Source organism: Amycolatopsis sp. NPDC000009, from assembly GCF_055563465.1.
Genome location: NZ_JBVHDI010000009.1, coordinates 58,783 through 76,861, shown reverse-complemented (window position 1 = coordinate 76,861; position 18,079 = coordinate 58,783). Strand labels below are relative to the sequence as shown.

The following is an 18,079-nucleotide window of genomic DNA, read 5'->3' as shown; positions in this document are numbered from 1 at the left end:
AAGGCCACCCGAATGCCGAATTCCTTCTTATGCGGGAACCCTTTCTGAAAGGTGACTCGACGTTTTATGTGGCCACGCAATCGGGCAGGCAATTGCGCTGAGGTGTCATGCGAAGCCGCGCCGGGACTCCCCCGCGTGCCCGCGATGCGGCCGTTGGAGTGGCCACACCGGACTCTTTCGGGTCGCTCCGGCGCCCGCGTTCGGCGACGACTTGACAGACCGCGACGAAACAGAGGGTCGCCTCCGGACACTCCGTCGGGTCAATGGTTCAGCCCTTGCTGACATGTCAGCGTTGGCTGTACTGTCCTGTTCGTGCTGACATGTGAGACCCAGGGGGCCGCCCTCGCCCGGCTCGGCCGCGCCCTCGCCGACCCGAACCGGTGCCGGATCCTGGTCGCCCTGCTCGATGGCGTGAGCTATCCCGGGCTCCTGGCCGGGCAACTCGGGTTGAGCCGCTCGAACGTGTCGAACCATCTCGCCTGCCTGCGAGGTTGCGGACTGGTCGTGGCCACCTACGAAGGCAGGCAGGTCCGCTACTCGCTGGCGGACGCGCATCTCGCCCGCGCCCTGCGTGAACTCGTCCAGGTCGTCCTGGCCGTCGACACCGCGGAGCCCTGCCTGGACGAGGTGCTCCGATGAGCGTGGAGAGCGGTTCCTGCGCGGACGGCTGCTGCGGCGCGACGTCCACTGTGGCCCCGGATCGCCGTGCCGTGCTGTCCCGGCGGGTCCGGCTCCTGGTCGCCGCGACGATCACCTACAACGTCGTCGAGGCGGTCGTCGCCATCTCGGCGGGCACCATCGCCTCGTCGACCGCCCTCGTCGGTTTCGGCCTGGACTCGGTCATCGAGGTCGCCTCGGCCACGGCGGTCGCCTGGCAGTTCTCCGGCAAGGATCCCGAAGCCCGCGAACGCACCGCACTCAAGGTCATCGCGGTGTCCTTCTTCGCGCTTGCCGCGTACGTCACCGTCGAAGCGGTCCGCACCCTGTTCGGTGCCGACCCTGCCGAGCACTCCCCTGTCGGCATCGTGCTGGCGGCGGTCTCACTGATCGTGATGCCGTTCCTGTCCTACGCCCAGCGCCGCGCCGGGCGCGAACTCGGCTCCGCGAGCGCCGTCGCCGACTCGAAGCAGACCTTGCTGTGCACCTATCTTTCCGGTGTGCTGCTTGTCGGGCTACTGCTCAACAGCCTCTTCGGCTGGTACTGGGCCGATCCGCTGGTCGCGCTCGTCATCGCCGCCGTCGCGATCAAGGAAGGCCGTGAGGCCTGGCGCGGTGAGCACTGCTGCTGAAAGGAGCGCCATGACCCGGCCGGCCCGATGGAACCGTTACTGGGACACCAAATCCCGCAACTACGACCGGGAGATGCAGTTCCTGGACCGGAAGCTCTTCGGCGATTCCCGTGCGTGGGCCTGCGGCCAGGCCACCGGCGAAGTCCTCGAAGTCGCCGTCGGCACCGGCCTGAACCTGCCGCTCTATCCCGACGGCGTCACGCTCACCGGCATCGACCTCAGTGACGGCATGCTCGCCATCGCCCGCGGCCGCGCCGAACGCCTCGGCCGCCCGGTGACACTGCAGCGCGCCGATGCCCACCACCTGCCCTTCGACGCCGATTCGTTCGACACCGTGGTCTGCACTCTCGGGCTCTGCGCCATTCCCGACGACGGCAGGGCGTTGCGGGAAATGACCAGGGTCCTCCGGCCAGGGGGCAGGCTCGTCCTGCTCGACCACATCGCGAGCTCGTCGCGCGCCGTCCGCGGTCTGCAATGGATCGCCGAGAAGATCACCGTGCCGATGGCGGGAGAGCACTTCCTCCGCCGCCCGCTCGACAAGATCGACGGTCTCGGCTTGGCCGTGGAGCGTCGGGAGCGGTTCAAACTCGGGCTGGTGGAACGGCTCGTCGCCCGCAAGTGAACCGTGTCATCGGAATTTCATCGCCGAGGCCGACCATGATGGCGTGACCTACCCTCAGCAGCAGCCGCCGATCTGGCAGCAGTACCCCGTCGCGCCGCCGAAGAAGACCCCGAAGACCGGGTTGATCGTCGGGATCGCCGCGGCGGCGGTCGTCGTCACCGGCGGGGCGATCGCGGTGACCGTGGCGATCACCACGAGCGGCGGCTCGTCCGGTGCCAGTGTCCCCCAGGTCGACCCCGACCCGTTCTCCGCACAGGCCGGGGATTGCATCTCGGCCGACGAAGACGCCGGCAGCAACGGCGCGTTCAGCGCCAGCGCCGTCCGGGTCCACTGTTCGGACAGCTCCGCCAACTACTCGGTGATCGCCCAGCTCGCGTCCGGGTCCGGCTCGGACTGCAACTCCGTGCCCGGCTACGAGTACGGCAATCCCGTCGTCTACGACTTCAAGTCCGGGGAGTCACGGGAGCTCTGTGTCATGCCGAGAGGCTGACGACCGCCTCCGGGCTAGGGTCTGGGCTTGCCCGGCGTGCAGATCGCTCACCCATTCCCAGCCGGGTCTCGCGGACGGGCCGATTCGCGGGTCGTCCGGGGCCCGGCCGTCCCGCAAGGCGTGCACGTACGCCCGGTCCAAGTCGACCCGCGCCCGCACTTCACCGGCTCCGCCGACGGCCCCGTGGCCGGGTACGACGACGTCGATGTCGCCCGCCACGTCTTCGATCACGCGGAGCCCGGCAAGGTAGTCCTCGAGCGGATCCCCGTCGTCGTCGAACATCGGTACCAGGACGTCGGAAAGCATGTCGCCGGCGACGAGCACCCCGCGTTCCTCGATCACCAGCGCCGCGTGACCGGGAGCGTGGGCCGGGTGCTCGACGATCCGGATTCGCGGGCCGTCCCAAGGAATCCGGGCGGTTCCGGCGGGCAGGCCGGTGATCAGGCCGAACAGGTCCAGCGGCACCTCACCGGCGATTTCCGGTGGCAGCCCCTCGGCGACGCCGGTCTTCCAATCGGCGTTCGACCGCAGATCTCGCAGGTACTCCGCGCAACGGGCGGTGCCGTAACGGGGTACGTCACCCAGCTCGGTGTGCCAGAGCACGTGATCCCAATCGGGATGCGTCGCGAAACCCGCCACCACCGGGCGGCCCGAATCGGCGAGGTCGTGCGCCAGGCAGGCCATTTCGTCGCCCGTGAGCCCGGGGTCGACGAGCAGCACACCGTCCCGGCCCTCCACGACGACCGTGTTGTTCTCGAGCAACGCGCTCTGATGGACCAGCACGCCCTCCGCGACCTGTGTCAGCACGGCGACCCTCTCCGATTGTGATTTGCAACCGCTTTGCCGAGACGGTAGACCCAACTGGTGGCAGATCGCAAGCACTAGACCGGGCCGGTGGCCTCCCAGGCCGCTTCGATCATCCGGAAGATCTCGTTCACCGCGACCTCCGGATCCGCGGCCTCCCGGCCGAGTGAGTAGGCGTCGAGTACGAACCTCGCGATCGTCCGGCAGGCGGTCGCGGACCGCGACAACTCCGGATCGGCCGCGATGGCCGCCGCCAGCGACTCCGCGTGGCGCAGCCGCATCGAGTCCTCGTACTCCCGCAATGCGGGCGAGTCGTCGATCATGCGCCAGATCGCGGCGACGCCGTCCGCCGTGCAATGGCGCACCATCGCGTGGATCTCGCGACGAAGCGCCGGGATGAGCGGCTCGTCCGGCGCCCTTTCGGCGACCGCCCGCACGAGCCCCTGCTCGAAGTCCGCGTCCTGGCCGAACACCAAGGCCTCTTTCGAGGCGAAGTGGGAAAAGAGCGTCGTGACGGCGACGTCGGCCTCCGCGGCCACCTCGCGGATGCCCACCGCCTCGTATCCGCGTTCCAGGAAAAGCCGCAGTGCGGTGTCGGCGATCTTCTGACGGGTGGCGGCCTTCTTCCGCTCACGCCGTCCGGTCGGCACGGTCATGCGGGGACGCTATCAGATCCAAAACAACAACTGCTCCAAAACACTAACCGTTAGTGCTACGGTCGGAGACATGAAGAAAGTGATCTTCACCGAGTTCGGTGGTCCGGAAGTCCTGCAGCTCGTCGACGCCGAAGATCCGCACGCGGGACCAGGCCAGGTACGCATCGCGGTGCGGGCCGCCGGGGTGAACCCAGTCGACTGGAGGATCCGCGAAGGTCAGGTCCTCGGCGCGCATCCGATCGTGTTGCCGTCCGGCGTGGGCCTGGACGCCGCCGGAGTGGTGGACGAGGTCGGCGAAAATGTCACCGGAGTCGAAGTCGGCGACTTCGTGTTCGGAGAGGGCGCGAGCACCTATGCCGAGTTCGCCGTACTGACGGCCTGGGCTGTGATGCCCGAAGGGCTGACCTTCGAAGAGGCGGCGGGATACCCCTCCGTGGTCGAGACCGCGCTGCGGCTGATCCGCGAAGTCGGGGTGCGGCCTGGCGAGAAGCTGCTGGTCAGTGGCGCGTCCGGCGGGGTCGGGTCGGCGGTGCTGCAGATCGCCCGCGAGCGCGGCATCGAGGTGATCGGCACGGCCGGTGCCGCGAACCAGGACTACCTGCGCGGCCTGGGCGCGCTCGCCACGACTTACGGCGAGGGCTGGGTCGAGCGGGTGCGGCGGTTCGGCCGCGTCGACGCCGCTCTCGACCTGGCCGGGTCCGGGGTGATCACCGAACTGGTCGAGCTCACCGGGGATCCGGGGAAGGTCGTCTCCATCGCCGATCTCGGCGCGCCCGAGCTCGGCGTCCGCTTCTCCGGCGTGGCCGGAAGCGTGCCGGACGCGCTGGCCGAGGCCGTCGACCTCATCTCGCGGGGGAAGCTGCACATCCCGGTCGAGAAGGCCTATTCGCTCGCCGATGCCGCGGCGGCGCATGCCGACAGCCACTCCGGGCACACCCGCGGCCGCCGGGTCATCGTCGTCTGAGCCGGTTCAGGATCCGGTCGAAGGAAGGATCACGACGCCGTCGTCATCGGCGTAGAGCGTGTCGCCGGGAGTGAAGGTCACTCCCCCGAAGCCGACCGGGACGTCGACAGCGCCGGCGCCCGCCTTGGAACTCTTGCGCGGGTTGGTGCCGAGCGCCTTCACCCCGAGCGGTAGTCCGGCGAGCTCGGCGCTGTCGCGTACCGCGCCGTTGACGACGATGCCCGCCCAGCCGTTGTCGACGGCGGACTTCGCGATCATGTCGCCGGTGAGCGCGCTGTGCAGCGAACCTCCGCCGTCGACGACCAGGACGGCGCCGTTGCCGGGGGTCGCCAGGAGCTTCTTGACCAGCCCGTTGTCCTCGTGACAGGAGACGGTCCGGATCGGGCCCGAGAACTTCCGGTGCCCGCCGAACTGGCGGAACTGGGTGTCGCAGACGCGCAGCCGGTCGCCGTGTTCGTCCACGAGGTCGGCGGTGGTGAAGGAATCGATCACGCGCGCGAGTTTCTCACGTCGTCCCGGGCGGGAACACCGAGTCCAGTACGTGAGTGAGGATCGCGGCGGGGTCGGCGGCCGGTGCGACCGTCTGACGCAGGGCGAGCCCGATACCCAGAGCGCCCAGCATCACGACGGCCTCGTGGAGCGGCAAGGCGGGTTCGAGGCGGAGCCGCCGGGTGTGCTCGACGAGCAGAGAGACGACCTCGTCGTCGTGACGTCGCTGGATGGCGGCGACGAGGGCGGCGGTTTCGGGCTGTTGTGCCGTCGCGGCGAGCACCTCCGCGGCGGCCGCGCTCCATCTGGCGGCATCCTTGTCCGCCACGTCGACCGGGGCCAGTGCCGCGATCACGTCGTCCCTGCCGGTGGCGAGGGCGAGGGTTTTCCTCAGCTCCGCGAGGTGTCCTTCCGCGGTGGCTTCGACGATCGCCAGCCACAGCCCTTCCTTGCCGCCGAAGTGCTTGTAGACGGCGCCCCGGGTGTACCCGGCGTCGGCCGCGATCTCCTCCACCGTCGCCGCCAGGAAGCCGCGCCGCAGGAAGACCTGGCGCCCGGCCTCCAGCAGGTGTTCGTGGGTGCGCCGTTGCTGTTCGGCTCGTGTCAGCCTGGTCATCGCCCGCCATTCAGTAACAGACTGTTTCTGGATACACGACGTTACTGTATCGTCCGGCGCATGGAGTTCCTGGCACCCGTGGCCGCGTTCCTCAGCCTTCCCTCTTTCTGGCCGGGTTCGCGTGGTACGCCGCGCGCGCCCGCCGGGCAGGCGTCAGTCAGTCGCTGCTGGCGCCGATCGAGGAGATCTGGGACCCGATCTCGCACAAGACCAACATCGAGATCCAGGTCGAGGCCGAACGGAGCCCGGAGACGCCGTCGCCCGGTGACCCGCCCGAGCTGAAGTGGCGGCTGCGGCGTCAGTAGCCGACGGTGAAATGCCGGTCCCGGCCGGGATCCTCGAGTTCGTCCACGATCGCGACGGCCAGATCCTCCGCCGAAATCCTGGACGCGCCGTCCTCGGCGGTGAGGATGGTCGTCGTTCCCCGACGGTAGACCCCGGTCCGGGCGCCGGGTTCGAGCATCGCGGGCGGACTGAGGTACACCCAGTCGCCCGGATGGGCCTCGCATGCCTGGAGTTGGCTGGTACTGGCCGAGGCGATGGTCCGCCACGCCGGCGGCACGAACGCCGGGTCGTCGATCACCAGCCCGCCGGACGGCGACCGCAAGGGGCCGGCGCCGCCGACGACCAGGACCCGCGTGCCCGCCGCGGCGTCGAGCAGCGCCGTGACCGTGGCGGCGACCGTCTCTTCGGTGCCGGGCGCGGGTCTCGTCGCGCCCACGACGGCATCGGCTCCACCCAATACCGCGCTCATGTGGCCGATGTCGGTGACGTCGGCGCGCACCACGTCCACGTCGGGATGCGGGAAGTCCGGTGGGGTGCGGCGAAAGACGGCGGTGACGTGATGTCCGCGGGAAACGGCCTCGGCGACGATGCGAGAACCTGCCATTCCCGACGCTCCGACGACGGCGATCTTCATCGGACGACACCTTCCCGCTTGCTCTTCGGGGTGATCTGGCCGGCCACGATCGAGGCCAGCGCGAGCGCGAAACCGGCGAGCTGGATCGGGCCGAGCGACTGAGCGAGCAGCACGGCTCCGAGCACCGCGGCGACCATCGGCGAGAGCAGGCCGAGGACCGCGACCGAGGTGACCGGCAGGGACGTGATGCCGCGGAACCACAGCACGTAGGCGAGCAGGCCGCCGATCAGACCGAGCCAGAGATAGCCGAGGGCCGCGTCGAGGTCGATGGCGGGCGGCGCGCCTTCGAACAGGAAGGTCACCGGCACCAGGAACAACCCGCCCGCGGTGAGCTGCCACGACGCGAACGCGGTCGGCCCGGCGTCGGCGGGGCGTCCCCATCGTTTGGTGAGGGTGACGCCGAGCGCCATGGTGCCCGCGCCGCCGAGTCCGGCGATGACGCCGACGAGGTCGAAGCCCGCCGCGGGCCCGATCACGACCAGGCCCACACCCACGATCCCGACGATCCCCCAGGCGAAGCGCCATGCGGACGGGCTCTGGCGCAGTACGGCCACGGCGAGGGTCGCGACGAGCAACGGCTGGGCGGCACCGAGCGTGGCCGCGACTCCGCCGGGCAGGCGTTCGGCGGCGACGAACAGCAAGGGGAAGAACATCCCGATGTTGAGGACGCCGAGCGCGGCGGCCTTCAGCCACCAGGTGCCGCGCGGGAGGGTGCGGGTGATGGCGAGCGCGATCAGTCCGGCGGGCAAGGCGCGCATGAGACCAGCGAAAAGCGGATGTCCCGGCGGTAGGAGTTCGGTGGTGACCACGTAGGTCGTTCCCCAGACCATGGGGGCGAAGGCGGTCAGCGCGGTTCCGGCGAGACCTGCGGCGAGAGGTGTGGTCGTCAGCGTTTTCACGCTTCCCAGCTTCGACGCAGCCGATCGATGAGTCCAACACATGTTTGTCACTTGATCCATCGTGATTCAAGATGGATCCATGGAGCTTCAGCAGATGCGGTACGTCTTGGCCGTGGCGGAGACGAACAGCTTCACGCGTGCCGCGCAACGGTGTCTGGTCGTGCAGTCGGCATTGAGTCACCAGATCGCGCGGCTGGAACGGGAACTCGGCGCGCGGCTGTTCGAGCGCACGAGCCGCCGGGTGCGGCTCACCGCCGCCGGTGAGGCGTTCCTGCCCGCCGCCCGGCAATGCCTCGAGGCCGCCGAGCGGGCCGGATCGGAGGTCGCCGCGGCCGTCGGCGAGATCCGCGGGCGGCTCACCGTCGGCGTCATCCCGACCGTCGCGGCGGTCGACGTCCCGGCCGCCCTGCAGACCTTCCGTAGCCGGTATCCGCACGTCCGGATCGGGCTGCGAGTCGGCGCGAGTGAACAACTGGTGGCACAGATCAAGGACGGTGCGATCGAGGTCGCGTTCCTCGGCCTCCCGGTGACCGACCGGCCGGACGGCGTGGCCACGTGCGAACTGGGCCGCGACGATCTGATCGCCGTGGTGGCTCCGGGGCATCCTCTCGCCGTCGAGTCCGAAGTGGACCTGAAGCGGCTCTCGTCGGAGGTGTTCGTCGATTTCCCGGCGGGATCAGCGGGACGGGCCCAGACGGATCAGGCCTTCGCCGCGGCGAAGGTGACCCGGGAAGTCGCCTTCGAGGTGACGGCCGCCGACTTCATGGCACGGCTCATCCATCAGGGACTGGGAGTGGCGCTGCTGCCGTCGAAATTCGTGCCGAACCTGACCGACGTGGTCACCGTGCCGGTGCGGGACGCGCCCGCGCGGATCGAGCATCTCGTCTGGAACCGCTTCACGGTCACTCCGGCGGCGAAGGCCTTCCTGGAAGTACTGGGCGTCGCCAACGGCAAGGGCGGCCGTGCCGAGTCGGTCCAGTCTCGTGAGTGGTAAGGACGGTTAGAACCGTCCTTACCACTCACGAGCCACGAGCACTTACTTGCGCCCCGCCTTGATGATCTCGAAAAGGCTGGTCCACGAGCTACGGCCGTGCCCGGCGGCGATCGCCTGGTCGTAGTGCGCCTTGACCGCCTCCGGCAGGAGCACGTCGATCCCGGCGTCCCGGCTCGCCTGGACGATGTGGTCGGCCGTCGCGCCCATCATGGTCACGTTGGCGTCGTCGCCCGGGTGCTCGCCCTTCTCGATCTGCTCGACCGCGGCGTCCAGGTAGAAATCCATCATCCTGAAGTTCTCCTTGGCGTACGGGACGAACTTCTGCGCGGGCACCCCGGCCGAGCGGACCAGCGCGCTCGCGTGCAGGAACACCGAAAGCGAGGTCAGGAAGATGTCCAGCTGCGCCTGGTAGAACAGCTGCGCCAGCCTGATGTCCTCACCGAGGAAGTCCGGTCGCCCGATCAGCGCCAGGGTCTCGCGGTGCTTCTCGAAGACGTCGGTCGGGCCGCTGTAGAAGACGTACGCATCGTCCTTGCCCACCAGTTCGGCGGGCACCATCACGCCACCGGCGATGAACTGCCCGCCCCTGGCCGCGACCCAGTCCGCGGCTTCCCGGGTCTTCTCCGGGGTGTCCGAGCTGAGGTTGACGATCACCTTGCCCGCCAAGGCATCCTCGGCCTTGCCCAGGATGTCGTACATCGCGGCGTAGTCGGTGAGGCTCAGCAACACCAGCTCCGAGGCCGCCACCGCTTCCGCTGGGGTCCCGGCGCGCACGGCACCCGCGGCGACGACGTCGTCCGCGCGGGCGGCGGTGCGGTTCCAGACGGTCACTCCGTGGCCGTTCGCCAGGAGTACGCGGACCATGGCCTGTCCCATCGGGCCGAGCCCGATCATTGTGATCATTGTGTTTTCCTTTACTTCTTGAGGAGTTCGATGACGCCGATGAGGTCTTCGGCGCCGCGTCCGTCGGTGACCCGCTTGTCCATCAGCGACTGGAGCGGCGTGAGCAACTCGGCGCTGATGCCCTGGTCCTTCGCCGCCTGCGCCAGGTTCGGGTAGGCGGCTGCCTGCATCCCGATGTTCGACACGACGTCGGTCACGTAGTCGCCGTCGTCGATCTGTTCGGCGGAGCGCTCCAGGAAGCCGCTCATCGCCTCGATCCAGGTGCGGAGCAGCGGCGCGAATTCCCGCGCCTTGACCCCCGCCGAGCCGACGAGCGCGTACGCCTGGATGACGCCGATGAAGTACCCGTACATCCCGCTGAGCAGCGCGATGTCGTGCAGTGGCGCCAGCCCGGGATCGGCACCGAGGTAGTTGGCGCCGCCGAAGGTGTCGAGCGCGGTGCGTGCCCGGCCGAAGACCGTGCCCGAACCGCTGTAGAAGATGAACGCCGCGGGGCTGCCGATCATCGGCGGGACCGCCATGATCCCGCCGTCCAGGTACTCCGCGCCCAGTTCCTCGGCCCAGGCACTCATTTCGCGCGCCTGGCCGGGGGTGCCGTTGGTCAGGTTGATCAGCTGCCGTCCCTCGAGCTCGGACGCCACCGGGTCGAGGACCTCGTGCACCGAGTCGTAGTCGAGCAGGCAGGCGATCACGATCTGGTTCGCCGCGAGAGCCTCCGAGACGGTCGAAGCGACCGAAGCTCCCTTCGCCGCCACTGCCTCGGCGCGGCTCGCGGTCCGGTTCCACACGGTGACCGGATGGCCTGCCGTCAGTAGTGCCTCTACGAGCGCGGTTCCCATCGCGCCCAGCCCCAGTACCGTCACCGGGGTCTTGCCGTGTTCGCTCATGGGACCACCGTGACGCCGGCCGCGCACGGATCGCTGCGGGTCCGCGCACGGCCTCGCGCACGATCCTGTCGGTGGTCCGCGCTAACGTCGGTTTCGTGCGATTCGGAGTGCTGGGACCACTCGCCGTGTGGACGACCGCGGGCGAGCCCGTCGTCGTGCCCGAGGCGAAGGTCCGCCTCGTGCTCGCCGGGCTGCTGAGCCGCGACGGCAGGGCGGCGTCGGTGTCGTCGTTGACCGACGATCTGTGGGGCGAGCATCCGCCGGGCAATCCGGGCAACACCCTGCAGACGAAGGTCTCCCAGTTGCGCCGCGCGCTGGATCGCGCCGAGCCCGGCGCGCGGGAGCTCGTGACGCACCAGCCGGCCGGGTACGTCCTCGCCATCGAGCCTGGAGACCTTGACGTCCACCGGTTCCGTGCGCTCACCGCGCGGGCCCGCGACACCGTGGACCCACGCGCCCGTGCCGCTCTGCTGGCGGATGCGCTGGCGTTGTGGCGAGGGCCCGCGTACGCCGGATTCGAGGACGAGCCGTTCGCCGTCGCCGCTGCTCAGCGCCTGGAGGAGGAGAGGCTCCTCGCCGAGGAGGAGCGTGCCGAAGCCCGGCTGGCGCTCGGCGAACACGGCGTCCTCACCGGGGAGCTGGCCGGGCTGGTCTCGCGTTATCCGCTGCGGGAGCGGCTCCGCGGCCTGCTGATGCGCGCGTTGTACGCGGCCGGGCGGCACAGTGAAGCCCTCGAAACCTACGCCGAACTGCGCGCCCGTCTGCGTGACGAATCCGGTCTCGAACCGGGGCCGGAGCTCGCGGCGTTGCACCAGGCGATCCTCACCCGCAGTCCGGACCTCGAGCCTGTCCGCACCGCGGGGCCGGTGCGCGGGAATCTGCCGGAGGCGGTGACCGAGCTGATCGGCCGCACGACGGCGGTCAAGGAGGTCGGAGCGCTCGTCACCGACGCGCGGCTGGTCACTTTGACCGGGCCGGGCGGTGTGGGCAAGACCCGGCTCGCCATCGAGGCCGCGTCGAAGCTCGAGCTGGCTGACGGCACCTGGCTCGTCGAGCTGGCGGGTCTGGACAACGTCGAGTGCCCGACGTGCCCGCCCGAGGATCTCGTCGCCGTCGTCCTGGCGGCCGTGCTGGATCTCCGGGAGGACGCGACGTCGGCCGGTACGCTGTCCCAGTCGCTGGCCGATGCCTTGCGGGACAAGGAGATCCTGCTCGTCCTGGACAACTGTGAACAGGTCGTCGAGCCGGTCGCCGCACTGGTGGAAAGGCTGCTCGCGGCGGCGCCCCGGCTGCGCGTGCTCGCCACCAGCCAGGAGCCGCTCGGGTTGCCAGGAGAGAACGTCTGGGCAGTGCCGCCGCTGGAGTTGCCCGAGCTGCCGGATTTCGCCGCCGTGCGGGAGTCGAGCGCCGTCCGGCTGTTCGCCGCCCGTGCCGCGGCGGCCGCGCCGGGGTTCGCGCTCGACGCGGAGAACGCGGCCGTGGTCGCGCGGATCTGCCGCACGCTCGACGGCATCCCGCTGGCGCTCGAACTCGCCGCCACCCGCGTCCGGACGCTGGGCGTGCACGAACTCCTCGCCCGCCTCGACGACCGGTTCGCCCTGCTGTCTTCCGGCAGGCGAGGCGGGCCGCGTCGCCAGCAGACGCTCCGGGCGATGATCGACTGGAGCTGGAGCCTGCTCAGCGAGCCGGAGCAGATCGTGCTGCGGCGGCTCGCCGTCCATGCCGAGGGCTGCGGGCTCGACGCGGCGGAGTCGGTGTGCGCCGGCGGCGAGATCGCCACCGGCGATGTGCTGGACCTCGTGTCCCGGCTCGTCGACAGGTCGCTGGTGGTCAGCAGGCCCGGCCGGTCGGGTGAACCGCGGTTCCGGCTGCTGGAGTCCGTATCGGCGTATGCCTTGGGCCACGCCGAGCAGGCGGGCGAACTCGACGACCTGTACTTGCGGCACGCCCGTTTCCACGTCGAGCTGGCCGAACGCGGGGACGCGGGCCTGCGCGGGAAGGAGCAGCGGCGCTGGCTCGACAGGCTGGACGCCGAAGAAGCCAACACCCGGCGCGCACTGGAAACGCTGCTACGGCAAGGAGAACATCGGCTCGCGCTGCGGCTGGTGAACGCGACGACCTGGTTCTGGTTCCTCCGCGGACGGCTCACCCAGGCCCGGCGCTCGCTGGATCTCGTGCTCGGCACCGAGGCCGTCACCGGAGACGAGCACGCGCAGGCGCTCGGCTGGCGCACCGGCATCGCCGTGCTCGACGGCACCGGCACGGAGGACGCGGCGGAAGAGGCCATGTGGGGCATCGCCGATCCGCTCGTACGGGCGCGGACGTTGTGGTTCCTCGGCTACGCGTGGTCCACGGTCGGCGACCTGTGCCGGGCGGAGAAGCTCACACTCGGCGCCCTGGAAACCGCCCACGACATCGGGGACGACTGGAGCGCCGCCGCCGCGCTGAGCGACAGGGCGGCCCACCTGATCGCCGGTGGCGACCTCACCGGAGGCGGCCGGATCGCCGCGCAGAGCGCCGGCGTCTTCGACGGCCTCGGCGAACGGTGGGGCTGGTTGCAGGCCTCGTTCGTCATCGGCATGCTGGCCTCGATCGCCGGGGACTACGACCACGCCGCCCGCGTCCATCGGGAAAGCCTTCGCCGCGCGGAGGAATTGGAGCTGTGGCCGGAGGTCTCCTACAAGCTGTCGTGGCTGGGCCGGACGGCGCTGCTCACCGGCGACTTCGAAGGAGCGAAGGAGTTCCACGAGCGGGCAAGGACGCTGGCCGTCGAGCACAGCTTCAAACCCGGGGAGGTCTACGCCGAGACAGGGCTCGCGCTCGGTGCGCGGCGTCAGGGGCTGTTCGACGAGGCCGAGCGGCGCCTTCTGTCCATACTGGACTGGCATCGCCGGGTGGAGTCCGAAGCGGGCAGCACCCTGATCCTGGCGGAGCTCGGGTTCATCGCCGAGCAACGCGGGGATACGGCGGCGGCGAAACGGCTGCACCTGGACGGTCTCGCGATCGCTCGTGTCAGCGAAGATCCTCGTGCGATCGCCCTCGGTCTCGAGGGTCTGGCCGGCGCGGAGGCGGCGGCAGGCTCGTATCCTCTGGCCGCGCGGCTGCTCGGTGCCGCGGCGGCCGCGCGCCGCTCGGTGGGCGCTCCCCTGCCGAAAGCCGAGCGCGGCGACGTCGACAGGATCACCGGCGTGATCGTCGCGGCGCTCGGGGAAACCGCATTCTCGGCGCAGAGTGAGGCGGGTGAGACAACGCCGATCGAGAAATTGGTGACGGACAGTCAGTGAGTGCGCACCGTTTCACCACAATGGACCATGCCTTACTTCACGTCAGCAACAAACAGTGATTCCTTCCTGTCGTCAGAGCGCCGTGACCGGTAGCGTGCGTATCCATGCGGGTGAGGTGGGGGGCTCCCGGCGGGCCCAGGGTGACAATGCCGTGGCGAGCGGCTCCGAAAGCGGCACTGACCAGTCCCCTGACTTTGATCATCGCCGCGGTGACGGCCTTACTGGCCTGTTTCCTCGGCACCGCCGCCGTCCTGCAGGCCTCGGCCGCGGGTGGCGCGACCGTCACGTACCAGTCCGGCATCGTGTGCCCGGACTACTACGGGCCGGTCTTCAGCAAGGACAACGTGCCTGCCGCGGTGGCCCCGCAGGTCGTCGACTCGGTCCGCCGCAACGCCCCGGCGCACGGCTTCCCCGCGCCGATCACCTCCCGCTACACGCCGTATCTCTTCGGCACCGAGTTCAACGGCGACCCCAACTACAAGGTCGTTCTCGCTCACCGTGACCAGGCGACGCAGGGCCATCTCGACGTGGCGAGCGGATCCGTGGGCGCCGGTTTCCTGCTCGGCACCGTCGTCGCCGGGGCGGAGGACATCAAGGCCGGGGCCACGCCGAGCATCCAGGGCACCCCGATACCTCCGGTGACCGGGCTGTACCGAGACCTTCCCGACCCGGCGCCGCGCTGGTGGTGCTCGCAGCAGCGGAACGCCGTCGTCAGCAGGCTCGCCAACGACCCGCTCGACTCGGTCATGTTCGCCGGCGACGGGAAGACGTTCGACGACACGGTCCGTGCGCTGGGCATCCCGGTGATCAAGACCTTGCACATGTCGTTCTACGAGGCTCCGCCCAAGACCGTGAGCGAAGCCGAGGACCTGGAGGAACGAGGGAAGGCCCTCATCGCCGCGGTCAAGGCGGATCTGGGCTCCCGCGGCCTCGGCGACGCGATCGTCGGATCGCTGCCGTTCGAGCGCTCGGTCGAGATCAGCAACCAGGCGGAATCGAACGTCCTGATCTCGATCCTGCCGCTCGCGGCCATCAGCATTCTCGTCGGCTGCGCGGGGATCGGCACGGTCGCCTTGCAGTGGTACCAGCGACGGCATCCGCAGCTGAGGTTGCTGTCCGCGCGGGGCAGCGGCCCCGGCGCGCTGGGGTTGCTCGCGGTCGCCGAACTCGGGCTCCCGATCGTCGCCGGTGGCGCGGTGGGCGCGGTGCTCGCCCGGCTGCTGCTCGTGCTCTACGGGCCACCGGGTGAACTGGACGACGGCGCGACGTTCTGGGGATCGCTCGTCGCGGCCGCGATCCTGCTCGTCTCGCTCGCACTGCTCGCCGGGGTGATCTCCGTCCGGACCCACCGGGAGTTCGAGCTCGGCCGGGTCCGCTCCGGACGGCGCAGGAAGGTGAAGTTCCTGGCCTTCTTCCCGTGGGAACTGCTCACCGCCGGTGTCGCCCTGCTCGGCTGGAACCGGCTCGTCGACTACAGCAAGGGGTCGCGGATCGGCAATCCGCTCCCCCAGGTCGACCCGCTCGCGCTCACGTATCCGGTGTTCGTGGTGCTGACGGTCGGGCTCGTCGCCGCACGACTGGCCTGGCTCGCCCTGCACGCGTCGCATCGCGCCCGGCTGTGGTCCCGGCCCGCGCTGCAACTGGCCATCCGGCGGCTCGCCAGTGCCCGCGCGCCGGTCACCGGTGTGCTCGTGATCGGCACGCTCGCCATCGGGACCCTCGCCACCGGGATCGGCATCGCGCGCGGTCAGGAAGAGGCCCTGCAGACGAAGTCCGCCATCTTCGTCGGGGCCGAGACCAGGCTCGACACCGAAAGCATCGTCGGCACCGGGAAGGTCGCACTGCCCGCCTCGCTGAGCGGCAGCACCACGATCGTCGGCGAGCTGACCGGCACCGGCAACGTCGTGCTGGTAGTGGACCCGCGAACATTCCGGCAGGCGGCCACACTCGGTCCGCTCAATGGCGACGAGGTCGACCGGTTGCTGGGCGGTCTGGCGAGCCAGGGCACCGGTGTCCCGGCGATCCGGATCGGACACGACGCCGCGCAGAAGACCACGCTGCCCGCCGGTCTCGCCGACGCGAAGGCGATCGGCGAGCTGCCGATGTTCCCGATCATCGGCACCAAGGCCGGGTACGTGATCTCGCGGGATTCGCTCACCGAGGCGCAGTTGCGCACCGTGCCCAAGTGGAGCGTGCTGTCCAGCTCGTCGATGACGCAGGTGACCGAAGCGCTGGCGTCCGTGGGGGTGATGACGGCGGTCAACCGCGTCACCCGTGAGTCCGCGCTCGACGCGCTCCCGTTCTACGTGGTGTCGTGGACGTTCTCGTTCATGGCTCTGCTCGGTGCCGTGCTCGGCGTCGTGGCCGTGCTGTCGCTGCTGGTCGCGGTCGAAGTCCGACGGCGCCAGAACGCGCTCGCCGGGGCTCTGGTGCTACGGATGGGGATGCGGCCACGTGCCCTGCTGGCGAGTCATCTGATGGAACTGGGCACCCTCAGCGGGCTCGCCGTGGTCATCGGTGTCGTGTGCGGTGTGTCGGTCGCGGGGCTTTCGGTGCCGCGGTTCGATCCGGCGACGTTCCTGCCGCCGCAGTCGGCACTGCCCGACCCGACCCCGCTCGCCCTGACCGTGCTCGCCGTCGGCGTGCTCGTCGTGGCGCTGGCGGGCTGGATCGCGATGCGCTCGGTGCGCACCGCCCGGACCGCGGAGTTGATCCGTGCCTGAGAAACCGATCTTCCGGCTGCGCGGGATCGGCGTCGACTACCAGACGCCGGCGGGCACGGTCACCGGCGTCGAAGACGTCACCTTCGACATCCCGGCGCGCGGGATCACCGTGCTGGCGGGACCGTCCGGCTCCGGCAAGTCCACCCTGCTGCGGACGCTCGGCCTCTTCGAGCAGCCCGTGCGGGGCACGATCTCCTTCCAGGGCAGCGAAACCGGCAAGCTGCGGCATCGTGACCGGCGGGCGCTGCGGCGGAACCACCTCGGCCTGGTGTTCCAGAACCCGACCGACAACCTGCTCGCGTACCTGAGCGTCGCCGACAATCTCCACGCGGCGGCGGAATCGGCCGGGACCGAATGCCTGCCCGATGACATCCTCGAGCAGCTGGGGCTCGGCGGGACCGGCAGCTGGCGGATCTCCGCGCTGTCGGGCGGGCAGCAGCAGCGCCTGGCGTTCGGCTGCACCCTGGCCCGCCGCTCGACCGTCGTGCTCGCCGACGAGCCGACGTCCCAATTGGACGAAGGCTCCGCGGACAGGGTGCTCGACACCCTGAAGTACCTGGCGGATCAGGATTTCGCCGTCATCGTGGCGTCTCACGACGACAGGCTCATCGAGCTCGGCAGCCGGGTCGCGCGGATGCACAAGGGCAGACTGGAAGAAGTCGAAGAACGGGAGGTCGTGCCGTGATGGCGGAACCCGCCCTCGAGGCCGTCGGGTTGCGCCGCCGGTTCCCCCATCCCAGCGGGGACGTCGAAGTCCTGCGCGGACTCGAACTGCGAGTGGCCGCGGGCGAACTGGTCACCGTGTCCGGCCGGTCGGGTTCCGGCAAGAGCGCGCTGCTGGCGCTGCTGTGCGGTTTCGACTCGCCCGATTCGGGCAGTGTCCTGCTGGACGGCGTCCCGATAGCGGGCGCGCCGCCGTGGCACACCTGCGCCGTCCTGCCGCAGGCGCTCGGCCTCGCGAACGAACTGACCATCGCGGAGAACGTGGCGCTGCCGTTGCGGCTCCGGTCTGACGTTCCCAAGCCCAGTGCGAAAGACATCCACACGCGGGTTTCGGAACTGCTGGAGGAACTCGGGATCGGCGATCTCGGCGACCGGTACCCGCTCGAGGTCTCGTTCGGGCAGCAGCAACGGGTCGCACTCGCCAGGGCGGTCAGCGGACGGCCCCGGGTCCTGCTCACCGACGAGCCGACGGCGCACCTGGACGCCGGGAGCACGCCGCGGGTGCTTCGGCTGCTGCGGCGCTGCGCCGAAGAGGGTGCCGCGGTCATCGTGGCGACGCACGACGACGACGTGCACCGGATCGCGGACCGGCGGGTACGGCTGCTGGACGGCGTCCTCTCCTGACTCGTGAGTGGTTAGGACGGTTCTAACCGTCCTAACCACTCACGAGACCCAACCCGGTTCGGTGCTGGTGTTACTCGCTCGCCCGAGTAGGCGGAGCCCTTCATGTACTGCTGGGTGCTGGGGCTCGGCCGGGGGTTGCGAAAGCCACTTTATCGTCAATATATGTTTAGGTATAGGGTTTGGAAAACACCCC

At 69.8% G+C, this 18,079-nt stretch carries 18 protein-coding genes; 10 read left to right on the top strand and 8 right to left on the bottom strand.

The annotated features are described in order from the left end of the window. Positions 1-312 precede the first annotated feature (312 nt). From cmtR to ACZ3HL_RS23860, 4 genes are read left to right on the top strand one after another with little or no spacing between them, the layout of a single operon-like run. Entirely contained in the window at positions 313-639 is a 327-nt protein-coding gene (gene cmtR / locus ACZ3HL_RS23875; protein WP_465411342.1) for a Cd(II)/Pb(II)-sensing metalloregulatory transcriptional regulator CmtR, read from the top strand. Next, positions 636-1,289, top strand: coding sequence for a cation efflux transmembrane domain-containing protein (locus ACZ3HL_RS23870; protein WP_465411343.1), 654 nt, complete (start codon positions 636-638; stop codon positions 1,287-1,289). The genes cmtR and ACZ3HL_RS23870 overlap by 4 nt, the downstream gene beginning before the upstream one ends. Positions 1,290-1,299: 10 nt before the next feature. Continuing rightward, entirely contained in the window at positions 1,300-1,911 is a 612-nt protein-coding gene (locus ACZ3HL_RS23865) for a class I SAM-dependent methyltransferase (RefSeq protein ID WP_465533763.1), read from the top strand. 43 nt (positions 1,912-1,954) lie between these two features. Next, on the top strand, positions 1,955-2,401 hold the full coding sequence (locus ACZ3HL_RS23860) for an LppU/SCO3897 family protein (protein WP_465533761.1): 447 nt from the start codon (positions 1,955-1,957) through the stop codon (positions 2,399-2,401). On the opposite strand, the gene ACZ3HL_RS23855 is transcribed toward ACZ3HL_RS23860, so the two are convergent. Next, positions 2,369-3,208 carry an MBL fold metallo-hydrolase gene (locus tag ACZ3HL_RS23855; RefSeq protein WP_465533759.1) on the bottom strand — a complete coding sequence of 280 codons (840 nt, stop codon included), beginning with the start codon at positions 3,206-3,208 and terminating at the stop codon, positions 2,369-2,371. The two genes, ACZ3HL_RS23860 and ACZ3HL_RS23855, sit on opposite strands and share 33 nt — an antisense overlap. Positions 3,209-3,282: 74 nt before the next feature. Next, positions 3,283-3,861, bottom strand: coding sequence for a TetR/AcrR family transcriptional regulator (locus ACZ3HL_RS23850; protein WP_465411347.1), 579 nt, complete (start codon positions 3,859-3,861; stop codon positions 3,283-3,285). Between the two features lie 70 nt (positions 3,862-3,931). On the opposite strand from ACZ3HL_RS23850, the gene ACZ3HL_RS23845 reads away from it, so the two are divergent. Next, entirely contained in the window at positions 3,932-4,825 is an 894-nt protein-coding gene (locus tag ACZ3HL_RS23845) for an NADP-dependent oxidoreductase (RefSeq protein ID WP_465533757.1), read from the top strand. A gap of 6 nt (positions 4,826-4,831) precedes the next feature. Here the strand turns inward: ACZ3HL_RS23845 and rraA are convergent, their stop codons facing one another. The 4 genes from rraA to ACZ3HL_RS23825 all read right to left on the bottom strand — a co-directional run bounded on the left by rraA (position 4,832) and on the right by ACZ3HL_RS23825 (position 7,748). Then, positions 4,832-5,317, bottom strand: a complete 486-nt coding sequence (gene rraA / locus ACZ3HL_RS23840; protein ID WP_465533755.1) for a ribonuclease E activity regulator RraA — start codon at positions 5,315-5,317, stop codon at positions 4,832-4,834. A 13-nt stretch (positions 5,318-5,330) separates the two neighbouring features. Then, positions 5,331-5,930: a TetR/AcrR family transcriptional regulator gene (locus ACZ3HL_RS23835; RefSeq protein WP_465533753.1), complete on the bottom strand. Its 600-nt coding sequence runs from the start codon at positions 5,928-5,930 to the stop codon at positions 5,331-5,333. A 298-nt stretch (positions 5,931-6,228) separates the two neighbouring features. Then, positions 6,229-6,849: an NAD(P)-dependent oxidoreductase gene (locus tag ACZ3HL_RS23830; RefSeq protein ID WP_465533751.1), complete on the bottom strand. Its 621-nt coding sequence runs from the start codon at positions 6,847-6,849 to the stop codon at positions 6,229-6,231. Continuing rightward, the gene (locus ACZ3HL_RS23825; RefSeq protein ID WP_465411353.1) at positions 6,846-7,748 is read right to left on the bottom strand and encodes an EamA family transporter; all 903 of its coding nucleotides are present in this window, start codon (positions 7,746-7,748) and stop codon (positions 6,846-6,848) included. The genes ACZ3HL_RS23830 and ACZ3HL_RS23825 overlap by 4 nt, the downstream gene beginning before the upstream one ends. A gap of 79 nt (positions 7,749-7,827) precedes the next feature. On the opposite strand from ACZ3HL_RS23825, the gene ACZ3HL_RS23820 reads away from it, so the two are divergent. Then, positions 7,828-8,742, top strand: coding sequence for a LysR family transcriptional regulator (locus ACZ3HL_RS23820; protein ID WP_465533749.1), 915 nt, complete (start codon positions 7,828-7,830; stop codon positions 8,740-8,742). Between the two features lie 42 nt (positions 8,743-8,784). Here ACZ3HL_RS23820 and ACZ3HL_RS23815 read toward each other — a convergent pair whose 3' ends face one another. Then, positions 8,785-9,645, bottom strand: coding sequence for an NAD(P)-dependent oxidoreductase (locus tag ACZ3HL_RS23815; protein WP_465411355.1), 861 nt, complete (start codon positions 9,643-9,645; stop codon positions 8,785-8,787). Between the two features lie 11 nt (positions 9,646-9,656). Further along, on the bottom strand, positions 9,657-10,532 hold the full coding sequence (locus ACZ3HL_RS23810) for an NAD(P)-dependent oxidoreductase (RefSeq protein ID WP_465533747.1): 876 nt from the start codon (positions 10,530-10,532) through the stop codon (positions 9,657-9,659). A gap of 95 nt (positions 10,533-10,627) precedes the next feature. Here ACZ3HL_RS23810 and ACZ3HL_RS23805 point away from each other — a divergent pair, with 95 nt between their 5' ends. From ACZ3HL_RS23805 to ACZ3HL_RS23790, 4 genes are all read left to right on the top strand, one after another. Then, positions 10,628-13,816 carry an AfsR/SARP family transcriptional regulator gene (locus ACZ3HL_RS23805; protein ID WP_465533745.1) on the top strand — a complete coding sequence of 1,063 codons (3,189 nt, stop codon included), beginning with the start codon at positions 10,628-10,630 and terminating at the stop codon, positions 13,814-13,816. Between the two features lie 146 nt (positions 13,817-13,962). Continuing rightward, entirely contained in the window at positions 13,963-16,539 is a 2,577-nt protein-coding gene (locus ACZ3HL_RS23800) for an FtsX-like permease family protein (RefSeq protein WP_465533743.1), read from the top strand. Beyond that, positions 16,532-17,224, top strand: a complete 693-nt coding sequence (locus ACZ3HL_RS23795; RefSeq protein ID WP_465411359.1) for an ABC transporter ATP-binding protein — start codon at positions 16,532-16,534, stop codon at positions 17,222-17,224. The genes ACZ3HL_RS23800 and ACZ3HL_RS23795 overlap by 8 nt, the downstream gene beginning before the upstream one ends. Next, the gene (locus ACZ3HL_RS23790; RefSeq protein WP_465411360.1) at positions 17,224-17,886 is read left to right on the top strand and encodes an ABC transporter ATP-binding protein; all 663 of its coding nucleotides are present in this window, start codon (positions 17,224-17,226) and stop codon (positions 17,884-17,886) included. Before ACZ3HL_RS23795 ends, ACZ3HL_RS23790 begins: the two co-directional genes overlap by 1 nt. Positions 17,887-18,079 lie beyond the last annotated feature (193 nt).

What these genes read in the sequence shown, in the direction of transcription:
- ACZ3HL_RS23870 (WP_465411343.1), top strand. Translation starts at nt 636, where the DNA reads ATGAGCGTGGAGAGCGGTTCCTGCGCGGACGGCTGCTGCGGCGCGACG.
- ACZ3HL_RS23865 (WP_465533763.1), top strand. Translation starts at nt 1,300, where the DNA reads ATGACCCGGCCGGCCCGATGGAACCGTTACTGGGACACCAAATCCCGC.
- ACZ3HL_RS23850 (WP_465411347.1), bottom strand. Translation starts at nt 3,861, where the DNA reads ATGACCGTGCCGACCGGACGGCGTGAGCGGAAGAAGGCCGCCACCCGT.
- ACZ3HL_RS23845 (WP_465533757.1), top strand. Translation starts at nt 3,932, where the DNA reads ATGAAGAAAGTGATCTTCACCGAGTTCGGTGGTCCGGAAGTCCTGCAG.
- ACZ3HL_RS23835 (WP_465533753.1), bottom strand. Translation starts at nt 5,930, where the DNA reads ATGACCAGGCTGACACGAGCCGAACAGCAACGGCGCACCCACGAACAC.
- ACZ3HL_RS23830 (WP_465533751.1), bottom strand. Translation starts at nt 6,849, where the DNA reads ATGAAGATCGCCGTCGTCGGAGCGTCGGGAATGGCAGGTTCTCGCATC.
- ACZ3HL_RS23820 (WP_465533749.1), top strand. Translation starts at nt 7,828, where the DNA reads ATGGAGCTTCAGCAGATGCGGTACGTCTTGGCCGTGGCGGAGACGAAC.
- ACZ3HL_RS23815 (WP_465411355.1), bottom strand. Translation starts at nt 9,645, where the DNA reads ATGATCACAATGATCGGGCTCGGCCCGATGGGACAGGCCATGGTCCGC.
- ACZ3HL_RS23810 (WP_465533747.1), bottom strand. Translation starts at nt 10,532, where the DNA reads ATGAGCGAACACGGCAAGACCCCGGTGACGGTACTGGGGCTGGGCGCG.
- ACZ3HL_RS23800 (WP_465533743.1), top strand. Translation starts at nt 13,963, where the DNA reads ATGCCGTGGCGAGCGGCTCCGAAAGCGGCACTGACCAGTCCCCTGACT.
- ACZ3HL_RS23790 (WP_465411360.1), top strand. Translation starts at nt 17,224, where the DNA reads ATGGCGGAACCCGCCCTCGAGGCCGTCGGGTTGCGCCGCCGGTTCCCC.